Annotated in this window: 7 protein-coding genes; 6 read left to right on the top strand and 1 reads right to left on the bottom strand. The window is 46.4% G+C overall.

Annotated features, from left to right (window positions below; translation table 11 throughout):
- Positions 1 to 20: 20 nt before the first annotated feature.
- Positions 21 to 1,412 carry a CAP domain-containing protein gene (locus M1D71_RS29105; RefSeq protein WP_458124714.1) on the bottom strand — a complete coding sequence of 464 codons (1,392 nt, stop codon included), beginning with the start codon at positions 1,410 to 1,412 and terminating at the stop codon, positions 21 to 23.
- Positions 1,413 to 1,755: 343 nt separating this feature from the next.
- On the opposite strand from M1D71_RS29105, the gene M1D71_RS29100 reads away from it, so the two are divergent.
- The 6 genes from M1D71_RS29100 to M1D71_RS29075 all read left to right on the top strand — a co-directional run bounded on the left by M1D71_RS29100 (position 1,756) and on the right by M1D71_RS29075 (position 14,308).
- Positions 1,756 to 2,988: a hypothetical protein gene (locus M1D71_RS29100; protein ID WP_458124713.1), complete on the top strand. Its 1,233-nt coding sequence runs from the start codon at positions 1,756 to 1,758 to the stop codon at positions 2,986 to 2,988.
- Between the two features lie 73 nt (positions 2,989 to 3,061).
- Complete coding sequence (locus M1D71_RS29095; protein WP_458124712.1) at positions 3,062 to 7,993, top strand: DUF7601 domain-containing protein; 4,932 nt, start codon at positions 3,062 to 3,064, stop codon at positions 7,991 to 7,993.
- Between the two features lie 21 nt (positions 7,994 to 8,014).
- Entirely contained in the window at positions 8,015 to 8,791 is a 777-nt protein-coding gene (srtB, locus tag M1D71_RS29090) for a class B sortase (protein ID WP_458124711.1), read from the top strand.
- Positions 8,792 to 9,057: 266 nt separating this feature from the next.
- Positions 9,058 to 10,152, top strand: a complete 1,095-nt coding sequence (locus M1D71_RS29085; protein WP_458124710.1) for a GtrA family protein — start codon at positions 9,058 to 9,060, stop codon at positions 10,150 to 10,152.
- On the top strand, positions 10,152 to 12,443 hold the full coding sequence (locus tag M1D71_RS29080) for a glycosyltransferase family 2 protein (RefSeq protein ID WP_458124709.1): 2,292 nt from the start codon (positions 10,152 to 10,154) through the stop codon (positions 12,441 to 12,443). Before M1D71_RS29085 ends, M1D71_RS29080 begins: the two co-directional genes overlap by 1 nt.
- Before the next feature lie 11 nt (positions 12,444 to 12,454).
- Complete coding sequence (locus M1D71_RS29075) at positions 12,455 to 14,308, top strand: hypothetical protein (RefSeq protein WP_458124708.1); 1,854 nt, start codon at positions 12,455 to 12,457, stop codon at positions 14,306 to 14,308.
- The last annotated feature ends 133 nt before the right edge of the window (positions 14,309 to 14,441 follow it).

Below are 14,441 nucleotides of genomic sequence, written 5' to 3'. Positions count from 1 at the left end.
CATTCGGGCGGAGAGTCTATTCATTTTGGCGTATAAAAGTTTTGGGTATAATAGGTTCCGAAAATGCCAACGCCAAGACGCTGGAGGTTGCCATTCAGCATATTTTTGCGATGCCCGGAGGAGTTCAGCCAGCCATTATGTACGTCCATGGCATCAATGTACCCATAAGCTATATTTTCCGCTGCTCTGGAGTAAACGATACCATCGGCCTTCATTCGGTCGAATGGAGACTGTCCTTCTGGATTACTATGATTGAAATATTCCCGGTCACTCATGTCTTGGCTATGTTTCCTCGCTGTTGAAGCGATATGGTCATCCCACTGCAGGAGACTGATGCCATTCTTCTGTCGAAATACATTGGCAAGGTCGAATACCTGCAGCTCCATGGCGTGTGTTTGTTCTTCACGATTACCAGCTCCAGAAGCATGAGCTCCGGTTGCGGTTGCGATCCTGTTACTCACCAAAATGGCATCCACTTTCTGATTACTGGAGGTATCCAGATAATATGTAATATCCTCGAACTGCTTACTCGTCATATACGATGTGCTAGAAGGGTCTATTTGTTCCCCGATCAGACTCGATAACTCGCTTACAGTGATGCCATCCTGAATACCATTGTCCGAGCTCCATACGCCAGGTGCGTTGGAATATAATGCGACGACTTTTCCGCTCTCGATGCCTATTTGAGCATACTTGGCATAATCCTTGTTGTAGATATACCAAGTGAATCCATACCCACTTGCGTCTTTCCGGTCAGGTTGGCCGATCTTACCGATGACAGCTGCTTCGGAGTCACCTAATGAAATTTCGAGCAAGGTAAGGCCTTCTGTTGTTACTTTTGATAGAGAGGGTAACTTCTCTTTCACATTTTTGAGTAGAGTTACCGCTTCAGCGCGAGTAATCGTGTCCGATACCCCGAAACCTTTTACGGTATTGGAGGTCTTCCCATTGGCAATCCCTTGATTGAGCAAATATTGAATCGCGGTGGTTGTATCTGTTTCTTCACCTGAAGCTGCGTACGCAATCAAGGCAGCAGCTTCACCTCTTGAATATGCCGCTGAAGATCCTCCATAACGGACTGGCCATCCCATCGCATATGCAGTTTCATAATATGGGGTATACCAACGATCGGTAGAATCGGTGGAAGGGAGCGTAATATCATCCTTATACAATCGCATCAACATTGCCAGAAACTCCGGCTCAGTTACGGCAGTAGATGGACGAAAGTTCCCCTGTCCGTCTCCTTGGGCAAGTCCATTGTCAATAGCCCAGCTAATACCTGCATAACCCCAATGCTGCTTCGGCACGTCTTTAAATTGCGGCTGGCCTGCTGCCTCTGTAACAGCTGCCATGGATACACTTAACAGTACAGATAGTGCAGTTGCAGTCGCGAGTTTGCTTAATTTCATCATCTTACAGCCTCCTTGATCTATTTTGGAATATTTGGCATTCACTTGCCTGGTAGGTGATTAAAAGCCTTATAACCGGGTCACTAGACAAAGAAATTGTAAATACCCTTAATTTAATGTCGGATGTTATAACTCTTTTCTTTAATAGAGGCGTAATTTCACTTTGCGCCAACATAGATTGGCCATTGTTTAGATTTTGTAGAGGTCTCTATATTAGAATGGTCAAGCATGCCATATAATTTGGCTCATTTTGTCACTTTCTGTTGTAAGTTCTAAAGATCATCAAGGAAAGGGCAAAAAGTTGCTGACCCCAGCCAAATTTTCAGAAAAGGAGGAGATTTTCATATTGAAACAAAAACGCAGTATAGGTAAAACGATGCTATCGATTTGCTTGGCAATTTTGCTTGTCTTGCAAACTGTGGCGTTTCCTGCTGCTGCATTTGCGGATGAAGAATCCGGCTCACAGAACGTAGCCGAATCGCAATTAGCACCTGAAGTGGTGGACGACACAACAAGTGAGACGCCATCGGACAATCCTTCGTCAGAATCGGAGGAAGTGAACGATGATTCAGCTGAACCGTCGATAGACAATTCGTCGCCGGCACTGGAGGAAGGAAATGCGAACGATGCGTCAGACGAACCTTCTGCAGACAGTCCATCGTTGACGCCTGAGGCGGAGCCCACTCCGCAATCTACTAGCACGTTTGAGCAGATGGCGGTTGACCCGACGGACAAAACAGCGGTGTTCATGGATGCTAACTCAACCTTTCCGCTGAAGGTGACGCAGGGAAATGACATTGCCCCGGGCGGTACGATTCAGGGCCGACAGGCATTTACTCTCATATCAGAAGGTCTCAAGGTACCAGTAAATGGTGACGACCCGAATCCAACCAATGCAGATCCCGGAAAATACATCCAAAAGGGTGACTGGATTGAGCTGAAGAGAGAAGACTACTTCAAGGAAGTGGTGCTACCGAAAGCTACTAAAACCCTGAATGCACAGACTGAAACAGGGATGAAACAGCTCGGTACCGCCTACTTCACTCCGGATAGCATCAGGATTGAATTTAACGGTCATGATGACTTTTTCAATGGTGTTGGACGAAGTGTTCTCTTCAGCTTTGAAACTACTGCCAATTCGGATTTGAATGGCATAGAATATGGCGATTCAAAGCCTATCTCGATTTTCGGGGGAGCATATCAGCTAAAGAACCCGGATGTTACAGCGAAATACAATCTCACATTGACTTCACCGGGAATGAAAAATAGTTCTTGGGCTTATCGCATAATTAACCCCGATTTCTTTGTAGCGGGAGCGATTACTTGGCAGTCTACTGTATCTGCTTTCGATCAGTTTGATAATACAATTAAACTACCGTTGGATGGGAAGACATTCTATACGAACCCTGCATCCTATAATATGGATTCCCCTTCATCTTCGTATCGAGTCAGTGGTATCTATGTGCCAGATTCATTCAAAGTAAATGATGAGCTGGTAGAACCAACCATCGATGCCAATGGCGCTCTAAGCTATGTCTTCCCGCCGGGAACGGGTGTAGATTCCGAAGGTCGAATATAAAACCTGGATTCCAAAGGGAGGCTACTATTACGAGTATCGGAGTCCATCGGGCGATCCTGGTCGTGCTGTGAACATGAATGGCAAAGTGGAGCTGAAAGATGGCAATGTTGTGCTTGCGAATAGAAGTCAGGAAATTGTTTTTGCTCCCGACTGGATTCAAGCCAACGCCTCGTATGACCATGCGAATGAAACCATTACATGGAAAGTCGCGGTTAACCAGTATAACAAAAAAGGTTTAAAGGACTTTACTATCACAAATGCATTACCTGCTGGGCTGGATTTTTTATCAGCTGAATGGCAGACATGGGTGGATGGCGTTGCATCTAAGGTACAACCGATTACACCGGATGCGAACGGCGTTTATTCCTTTGAGGATATTAACGGTAAAGTGGAACTGATCATTAAGAGTAAAGTAACAAGCGGTTCCAACTTCAGAATCGACCCGCGTGCCAACTGGAATTTGGACACACCAGGCGGTATTCAGAACAATGATGTGATAACTGGTACAAGACCTGTCGCGGTAACTGACGAGGCAATCGTGACGATCGGTGCGCATACTTTTACAAAAAGCGGATCTATTTCGACAGAGGATTACAACCTCGGCGCCATCACATGGACTGTCAATCTAGCGCCACAGTATGCCCTGCCAAATGCGGTGGTATACGACGTGTTAGTGCATGGCGGGGATTTGAACGTCTTGGATAATGCAGTGGATGCAACCGGCGAGGTTAGCCCGGAAACGATTGCAAAAATCAAGGCAAATGTTAATACCGCTCAGCTTTGGAAGCAGTATGATCCGGGAACCTTGAAGGGCGTAACTAATGCGAGCAGCTTGACTATGAAAGCCATTCCTTTGACGGTGGACGGAGAAGTCGTCGCAGATTTGATCAAGGTGACGGGATACACAGACCAAGCTGCATCCTTCAGCTTCCGTGCACTTGAGACCAACCCGGATGTCCTCTACAGACAGGATATCAACACAGAGAAATCACGCTGGAATCGGGCTTTGCTATTTGACGGCGAAGCCGTAAAAAAAGCGGAAAACTACACCAATCTTCATCTGCGTATGCTGAACAAGGATATGCTTACGGCATCCTATCCTATTAAGAAGGACGGGACGGCCGACACATGGTATACTCCGAACAGCGTTAACCGTTATATCGGTTATGACAGTTCATCAAGCGGTGACGAATACACCTTGGCTGGTTATGACCGGACAACCAAAACGGTCACCTTCCGCCTAAGCGTTAATATGCCGGGCTACAACACGGATGAAATGGCGAAAAGCGGTGGAAGCCGGGTCATCACCGATGTGAAGCTGGTGGACACCTTGCCGGCGGGATGGGAATTTGTCCCCTTTGAAAATGGTCGGGATTATGAGCTGTATAAGGGCTACTCGGATAATGGAAATGGCACTGGCTATGGGACTCGAAATAATGCCGTTTCAATCATCGAGCCAAATGACCCTGCTCATGTGGTGAATTTCTCCCATAGCGGCAACGAAGGCACCTTCACCTTCTCTAAATTGGAAGGCCCTTATGTCATTTTGGTAAAGGCAAGACCTTCCAATGAAGCCCTGACGAAATATTTGGACGAGTACACGACCAACGGTACAGACAAGCAGGTGCTGTATAACAAAGCCGACCTTCATATGACATGGGGCGGAGTAGAGAAAGTCCTTACCGAACAACGCAAAATTATCGCACCTATTCAGACCTTGGGCAAATCGGTAACAAAGCCAGTTCCAGGGGTGCTTGAATGGACGGTGAACTATACCCCGCCATTTAACATGAAGCAGGACGTTTACCTGCAGGATACCCTTGGTGCAGGCATGAATCTGCGCTATGAAGAAAACGGAAAGCTTGTGCTGACAGCGCCGAGTATGGCGGTCTATCCTGCTAAACTGACTGCTAGTGGTGCTCTGGAACATGAGGGTGCAGCACTGGACCTTAGCGACCCGAATGCTGAAGTTCAGGTAGAAGCTGCACCAGGCGCAGGAGGCACCACCATTCTAAAATTCAAAATGAACAACCCTAACAATTTTTACCAGTTTGTGTACCAAACAGAGGTTGATCCGTCTAAAGTGAAAGCCGGAGACAAAATGGGCAACGAGGTAAAGCTGGAGGGCGATGACAATCTGAAATCTGTCAGTGCCAGAAGCGAAAGCACGCTGGACAGTTCTGACGTTGCCGGCAGTTCAAGCTCCAACGCCCTGCTGCCCCTGAAAAAGGTAGATCCCGATGGCAATCCGCTAAAAGGCGTAGAGTTTACACTCTATAAGAAGGATGGCGGAACTCAAATCACCCAAGGAACAACCGATAGCGGAGGAAAACTTAATCTGCTTTTCCCAGATCCAGGCTATTATGAGCTGAAGGAAACTTATATTGACACAAATACTTGGCTGCCAACGACAAGAGTTTATCAAGTATATGTGGGGAATACGCCTGGGAAGCCCATCTGGGTAGACGGCGTGAAAGTAACCTCTGATAATCCGCTGGTCGTACCTACGCCAGCACAAGGAAAGCTGACCATTACCAATAAGGTGGAAGGGAACGGCAGTGATCCGTTAAAGGATTTTGAGTACACCGTGACCTTCATCGGCGAAGGCAAGGACGGAGAGTACACCTTTATGAAGCCGGATAATACGGTTGGTACGATTAAGAACGGAGACAAGATTATCCTCAAGAACGGGCAAACTGCGACGCTGCCGGCATTGCCTGCGGGTATGGATTATACCGTAACCGAGGCCGATTATACGACCGTTGACGGCTATACGACCACACCAGAGACAAGAGAGTTGTCTGGCACAATCGTGAATAGAGGCGATCACCAGGCAGACTTCGTCAATGAAAGAACCGTTAACAAGCTGACCGTGAGCAATACGGTTATGGGCAACGGCGGCGACAAGACGAAGGAGTTCGAGTATACCGTCATCTTTGAGGACACAGGCAAGGATGGAAGCTACGCGTATACGAAGTCGGATGGCGAGACGAGTACACCAGGCACGATCAAGTCCGGGGATACTTTCAAGCTCAAAGATGGAGAGACACTGGATATTTTGGGTCTGCCTAAGAATCTGAAATATACAGTTACCCAGAAGGAATACACCATCGATGAATACGTGACTATTCCTGAAGGACGGTATTATAACGGAGTCATGAAGGGCCAAGATGAAGATGCCCCGTATACGAATGTACGAGTATTGAAGGGCGGCCTGTTAATCAGCAACACAGTTAAAGGCAAAGATGACGACAAAAAGATGCCATTCAAGTACACGGTTACCTTCACAGGTGACGGATCGGATGAATCCTACGACTATGTGAAGTCAGACGGCAGCAAGGGCATGATCAAGAACGGAGATACCTTCGAACTTACAGATGGTCAGACGCTCACTGTACAGGGACTGCCAACCAATCTCCAGTATAAGGTGACTCAGGATGAGTATACGAAAGATGGTTATGTGACAGATCCAGAGAGTCTCACTCACACGGGCACAATTCCAGAGAAAAAAGTGTCTGAAGCACATTTTGTCAATACTCGCCCTTATCTGGAAGGCGTATTGCGTAACAACAACACAGGAGAAGTCATTCCGAATGCGCCGATTACGATAACCGATCTGAAGACAGGCGAAGAGATTCAGACGCATACGAATGAGAAGGGTGAATATGCAATTCCAGCCGTAGCGGATACGGACTACACGATCACATATATGAAGTGGTATCGGGTAGGTGGTAAGGATGTGCCTGTCGAGTTTACACAAAAAGCAAATGTGAACAGCAGTGTAACGGACGAGACCGTTCCAGCAGACATTACGGCTGTGGGAATTATTCTGTTCAAGCAACTGAACGGAACAACAGAACTGTTCAACGATTTGTTCACCAGCCACATGCATATTTATTTGAGGAACAGTGACGGGACTTATATTGAAGAAAACGGTCGCCCTAAGGCATTCCCGATGGCTTCAAATGGAACGTTCTCCGTGGAAGGGCTAAGTGAACAGCAGTACACAATGGAAGTTCGTTATGAAGCTGAGACGGGCGAAGAATTGCTCCTCAAAGTAACGCAACTGGACGTGAAAGCGAACGGAGAGCTTAATATCTCCGAGGAACTGGTGGACCCTTACGGTACGGTTTATGATGAAACGACAGGAGATGCCAACACTGGGAAGAAAATTGAAGGAGCTAAAGTTACACTGTATTATGCGGACACTCAGCGCAATAGAGATAAAGGCCGCATTCCGGGTACAAAAGTAACGCTCCCTGCGGTTCCGAATTTCCCACCGCACGACAACGCAAGCCCAGAGCAGGATAGTGACACAAATGGTTTCTATGCGTACATGGTGTTCCCTGAAGCCGATTATTATCTAATCGTAACGAAGGACGGATATGAAACACACACGAGTGGTACAATTTCAGTCGATTTTGACATTGTAAGATACGACGTGCCAATGAAGCCGGTTCGTTCTGGTGGCGGCACCGGCGGTAATGGTAACAACGGTGGCGGCAACGTAACGCCTGATCCAGGCAACGTAACGCCTGATCCGGGCAACGTAACGCCAGATCCAGGCAACGCAACGCCAGATCCGGGCAACGCAACGCCAGATCCAGGCAACGCAACGCCAGATCCAGGCAACGCAACGCCAGATCCAGGCAACGCAACGCCAGATCCAGGCAACGCAACGCCAGATCCGGGCAACGCAACGCCAGATCCGGGCAACGCAACGCCAGATCCAGACAACGCAACGCCAGATCCAGGCAACGCAACGCCAGATCCGGGCAACGTAACGCCTGATCCAGGCAACGTAACGCCAGATCGGGGCAACGTAACGCCCGAGTCAAGCAATGGTAACGATCAGAATAAGAACGTTAGCAACGAGTTGGACCATGCTCCGAAAACGGGAGATAACAGCGTATCGCCATTCTTGTATATGGTATTGGCGCTGATGTCCTTAATGACGATCGGGTTCTGTCTGCTCGGTAACAAGAAGAAAAAGCACATCCAGTAATGGAAGGGAAGCGGTAAGAAAATGAGCAAAACTAAAAAAATTCTTATCGCTGTTTCCTTGCTTGTGTTGGTATTCTCTCTTGTCAGTATTGCGAGGACTTTCTTGCGAGACTATGCCGAGAAGCAGAAAATCGAAGAGTTAACAAAGGTTTGGAAAGAAGGGTCAAACCAAAGTGGAGGGGATGCATTCCCCTCCCTTTTGTTCAATAAAGGTAATGAGCCGGTCATGCTTCCCGAATTCCGAGAGCTTTATGGGAGGAACTCAGACATCTTCGGCTGGCTGAAGATTGACGGTACCCGAATTGAGTACCCAGTCATGCAGAACCCACAGGATTCGGAGTACTATCTCAATCATGATTTTGATAAAAATGAAAACCAAGGCGGCCTTCCTTTTTTGGACGCGCATAGTGCGACCAACGATTCAGACATTTTGCTAGTTCATGGTCATCACATGAAAAGTGGTTGGATGTTTAAAGATTTAATGAAGTACAAGAACGAAAGTTTTTATCAAGAACATGCTACGTTCCAGTTTAGTACGCTTTACGAAAAGGCGGAGTATGAGATTGTGGCTGTTATTCTATCAAAAGTGTATCGCAAATCGGACGACGTTTTTAAATACTACCAGATTGAACATGTGAATTCGTCAGCTGAGTTTGATTCATATGTTCAGAACATCAGAAAACTCGCTCTCTATGATACGGGTGTAACAGCTCAATATGGCGACAAACTTATTGTACTCTCCACGTGTGAGTACTCGACTGAAAATGGTCGGTTAGCGGTGGTTGCCCGAAAGCGTTAATGACGATGATCACACATGAAATCAATCTGATCCATATTGCGTCCTCCCCATGGAGGGCGTGATTTTTTGTTCCACAGCAGCTTGAAATCTGCGATAAATTCTCTCGGATTTTCTAGTGAATTTCACCTAGTTTTACCTTCATGATTGTGTACATTTCTTTTACCAATATATATATAAGTTATTCGTTTACTGTATAACATCTCGATGTTATACTCACTTTATTCCAAAAGATTATGCAAAATTATGTCGAATTGAGGCTTATTAGGATGATTATAGGTAAACAAAACGGCGAAACGATCATCCTCATTCCATCACTTGAACCGGATGAGAGACTTCCAGCCTATGTAAGACAATTGCGAGAGTACGGTTTGAAGAATATTGTTATTGTGGATGATGGATCTGGTGAGGCATACCAGTCGATTTTTGAGGAACTCCGTGAGAACGGTTGTACTCTTCTGACTCATGCGGAGAATCAAGGGAAGGGTGCGGCGCTCAAGACCGGCTTTCAGTATATTGGACAACAATATGATGCATCTTCCTTCGTTGTAACTGCTGATTCAGATGGACAGCACGCAGCAGAGGATGTATATCGAATTGCCCATGAAGCGAGACTTCATCCGGACTCGTTAGTTCTCGGGGTAAGGAACTTCAGTGAAGGCAACATACCGCCGAAGTCACTGTTAGGCAATCGGATGACCTCCTTTATTTTTGCCATGTTATATGGAAAGAAACTATCGGATACCCAGACCGGACTTCGTGCTTTTGGTCCCGGGCTACTTGCGGTTATGCAGGATGTTCGCGGCACTCGGTTTGAATATGAGTTGCAGATGCTCATCTCGTGCATTCAGTCCGGCATACCGATTCATACCATGCCAATTCAAGTTATCTATGAAAATGGTAATGCAGGAACTCATTTTAAAGCGATCCAGGATAGTGCTCGGGTCATGGGGGTATTGTTCTCCAATTTCCTGCGTTTCATATCATCGTCTGTGGCAAGTTCTGTTGTGGATTTGGGCATTGCCTGGTTTTTGATCGATGCTTTGCGCCCTGTGTTGGGTGAACAACACTATCTAAGAATTTTGCTCGCAACCGTGATTGCGAGGATTATTTCTATTGTGGTCAACTATGTACTGAATAGACATTTTGTATTCCGCAAGGAGGATAGCCAGGGAAGTCTATGGCGCTATTTGACGTTATGCGGAGTGGTCATCTTGCTTTCCAGTACCGGCGTATATCTATTCCATACCGTTCTCTTCGTAGATGAGAAATTGGCGAAATTCGTCTGTGATGCCTTGCTGTTCCTGCTCAGTTTCCAATTGCAGCGAAGATGGGTATTTGCAGCAAGGAGGAAGCAGCTGTAGTGCAAAACGAGAAAAGGCAAAATATCTTTTTTATCATCACCATGATTCTAATGACGATTTACTTGCTATGGCGCATGTTCTTTACTTTGCCATGGGGTGAAGGCGTACTGAATGTGATTTTCGGTATCTTGCTGATTGTGGCTGAAACCGTAACGGTACTGACAACCTTTGAATTATTCTTTCAAAAGATGCAAAAGAAACGTACACAACTCGACTTTCCAACTATTCCACCAGAGTATTATCCAGACGTGGATGTATTTATCGCTACGCATAATGAGCCCGTCGATCTGTTGTATAAAACGGTTAATGCCTGTACGTTCATGGATTATCCGGACAAGCAGAAGGTTCATATATACATCTGTGATGATGGAGCAAGACCTGAGGTGGAGGAGCTTGCCAGACAGTTCGGCGTGGGTTATCTGGGTTTCCCGGGGAACAAGGATGCCAAGTCGGGCAACCTGAATAATGCCCTGAGCAAAAGCTCTTCTCCGCTCATTGCAACGTTTGATGCAGATATGATTCCGCAGCACACCTTCCTGATGAAAACGGTCCCCTATTTCATGCTCTCCACGTTCATTAAGGAGAATGAGGAATGGCGCCTTCGCCGAGAGGATGAAATAGATCCAAAGTTCAAGCTTGGACTGGTACAGACTCCGCAGAGCTTCTACAATCCAGATCTATTCCAGTTTAACCTGTATGCAGAGCAAGGCATTCCGAATGAACAGGACTTCTTCTCCAGAGAAGTAAATATCCTGCGTAATGCCTCCAATGCGGTAGCTTATACAGGAAGTAATACGATCATTACCCGGCAAGGCCTGGAAGACATCGGGGGTTTTCCGCTGAATACGATCACCGAGGACTTTGAGACAAGCATCCGCTTGCAGCAGGAAGGCTATATTACCTATGCAACTCAAGAGGTTCAAGCTGCCGGACAGACCACAACAACCGTGAAGAGCATGATCAAGCAGCGGATTCGCTGGGCAAGGGGCATTATTCAAAGCTTGCAGAATACCCGGGCTCCCATATCTGAGAAGCTTCCTTTTTGGACAAGAGTGACCTACTTGAGCAGTTTCTTATACTGGTGGTCCTTCTTTAACCGGCTGATTTTCATTTTGGCGCCTATTTTATTTGCGTTATTCGATTTCCAGATTGTTAACACAACTTTCTGGCAAATATTGGTATTTTGGCTTCCATCTTATTTCTTCTACAGTGTCTCCATGCGTTATCTGTCCAGCAATATTCGGAATCAGCGATGGAGTCAAGTAATCGATACGATATTTATGCCTTATCTGCTCTGGCCAGTTCTTCTGGAAACGTTGGGCATCCGCGAGAAAAAATTCAAGGTTACGAACAAAAGTAGAGCGAGTGGTCGACAATGGATGTCTGCTCTGTTATATGCACTTCCGCATATTTTCCTGCTGTTGCTTTCCATTGCAGCCGTAATTCGATATGTAAATGGCAAGTACGGTATCGCGCTGTTCTTCAGCAGCATCATTATTTTCTGGCTGATTCATAACATGATCGCGCTATGTTATGCCCTGTTCTTCATGATCGGCCGCCGTGCGTATCGTGAGACAGAGCGGATTCGGGCACAGGAGGATGTCACGATCTATGATCAGGACACGAATCTGCGCTATCAGGCCAAGACCGTAGATGTATCCGAACAAGGTATATCCTTTTATGTCCAATATCCTATCTATTTACCTGAACAGAAGACGATCTCTTTGGTCGTAAAATCCGAGCGGTATGAAGCCAGTCTCGACGCAGTCATTGTTTATGTGAAACAGGATGGAGAGGGCTGGCGCTATTCCGCAACGGTTCAGCCTATACATGAGACCGACAAGCGTCAATACATGCAAATTGTCTATGACCGCAAACACTCGTTGCCTGAACAGATGAATCTATGGGATACAGCTTACGACGATATGCTTCGCAATGTAAAAAAACGTATCGTGCAACCTAGATCGGATCAGCGGAAAATGCCGCGGCTTTCCCTGCAGCTTCCGGTCAATTTCACTAATAATGCGGGCTGTACGCTGCGCAGCTTCAACTATCGTTTCTTTTCCGCGACAGGTCTCCATGGTGACATTGCGGCAGGAGCGCTCGTTACCTTTTATACGAAGAGTAATATTGAAGTCCTATTAAAACATACGGGCAGAACAACAGCCCATCATCGCGAAGTGCTCCTCTCCGTTGAGAATATTGATGATATTGTGGAGCGTGGCCTGATTAGTCAATTATTGAATGATTTGACCCATCCGCATAGCGAGAGTTTCACCAGAGAGGGTTAGGAGAGATAGAGATGCTCATTATGCTTCAACTAGTGATGGGAGTTTTATTGATATTCTCCTTTCTTGGCTATATGCAGTTTGTACGGAAGGCACTTTCCCTACGTTGGGAGTTCATCCCCGTATTTGTGTTTTCCTCGGTTGCTTGTCTTGTTTTTCTAAGTGGTTTGGCAGGGAAGCTCTTTACGGGCAGCCTTGTCATTCTAATTGTAGGTTTGCTTTTGTATGGGGGAATGGTGCTTCTCGGATTACGCCGAGGAACCTCTTTCCGCATGTCTTTTTCCTTATTCCAGTTTTCATTTCTAGCAGGGACTTTTGTTTTCTTGCTGGTACTCTTTCAGAACCAATTAACACACTACGATAATTTTTCCCACTGGGCTATCGTATTGAAGCAGATGTTGAGCACAGATGCTTTTCCGACGCCAGACTCCAGCCTGATTGATTTTAAAAACTATCCGTTGGGGACTTCGTCATTTATTTATTATGTCTGTCGCTTCATGGGGCATTCCCAGTCCGTGATGCTTTTGGCACAAGGTCTACTTATCTTTTCCTGCTTTTATGCCATGTTTGGCATCGTTTCGGAGAAGAAACGCTTTCTTCTGTACGCTTTTCTCGGAGTTGGGTTATCTACGCTTTCATTTTTCAACCTTACGATTCGGATCACCAACTTACTTGTAGATTTCTTGCTCCCGATCTACGCGCTCGCCGTCCTGGCAGTCGTATACCAATATCGTAATGAGATAAAAAAGGCATGTATTTTTGTTCTCCCGCTTGCGGGATTACTGACCATTATCAAAAGCACAGGGGTTATTTTCGCAGCCATCGGTCTCATCTTCCTGGTATATACGTGGATAAAGCATGTGCAAAAGTTCAGTTGGAAAACGGCGCTCGCTGTGGTGGGCACGATCTGTGGAGCACTGATTCCTTACTTCGGCTGGAGCTGGCGTATGGCGACGGTATTCCAAGGGATTGATAACAAGTTCGATGTGGCTACCACGGGGATTCAGGCCGGCAAGACGTCAGAGCAGATGCGTGAGATTCTATGGCTTTTCTTGAAGTCCAGTACGGATCTGACGACGCGCCCAGTGATCGGAATTGTTCTTTTCCAGCTTATCGCGATCGCAGCTTCGGTATTTGCCGTTGTTGTGCTCAAGAAGAAGTGGAACTTGTGGAAAGCATTGATTGCATTGGATGTTGTATTGTTACTTTACTATGCAGGCATACTGGCGTTGTATCTCTTCTCCATGCCACTGGATGAGGCGATTGTCCTGGCTGGGTTCGAGCGTTATGCTTCGAGTATCGTGGTGCTGTTCGCCGGTGGGCTGGTGTTGTGCGCTGCGATCGACCTGGAGCGTTCATTCCACTATAGGATTGGTGAAGTGCCTGATTATCAATCCTTTAAGACGGTTGAGTCAAAGGGCCACTATCAAAAAGGGATTATCGGTTGTATGGCGGTTGCTGCCACGATTCTTTTGTCTGAATACAATGGTATCGTCTCCATAGCCCATAGCTATGATACAACGCTCCCTTACAAAATTCATGCGGTTACTGGTGATCGGTGGTACCAGGGAGGGCAGGAGGATAATAATAGATATCTCTTCTATGCTTCAGATAGGGACCAGCAGGTCACGAACTATTACATGCAATATGTAGGAAAGTATTTCTTGTATGCTCCACATGTGGATGGGATCGTGTTGTTCTATGAGGATAATATGGACAATCTGTTGAGCGGCTACGATTATCTGGTTGTCGTCGAGACGGATCTTAACGCCAAGTGGTTGCTGAAAAAGCATTATGGCATCGACATGCAGGAGGGCATCTACAAAATCACCCGTTCCGGCGATCAGATCGTTCTTACTTTGACGTGAGATCATAGGCATTGAAGTTCTGTTAAGGTCAACATAGAGTCTCCTTAAATATAGCCCGTTATAGCTAAAGCCTATAACGGGCTATAACCCTTTTGTAGAACGGTAAATCCGATCGGATATGTTATATTTAATT

The sequence above is a fragment of the Paenibacillus sp. Z3-2 genome (genome assembly GCF_054161325.1).
This window is presented reverse-complemented; position numbering and strand designations above follow the sequence as displayed.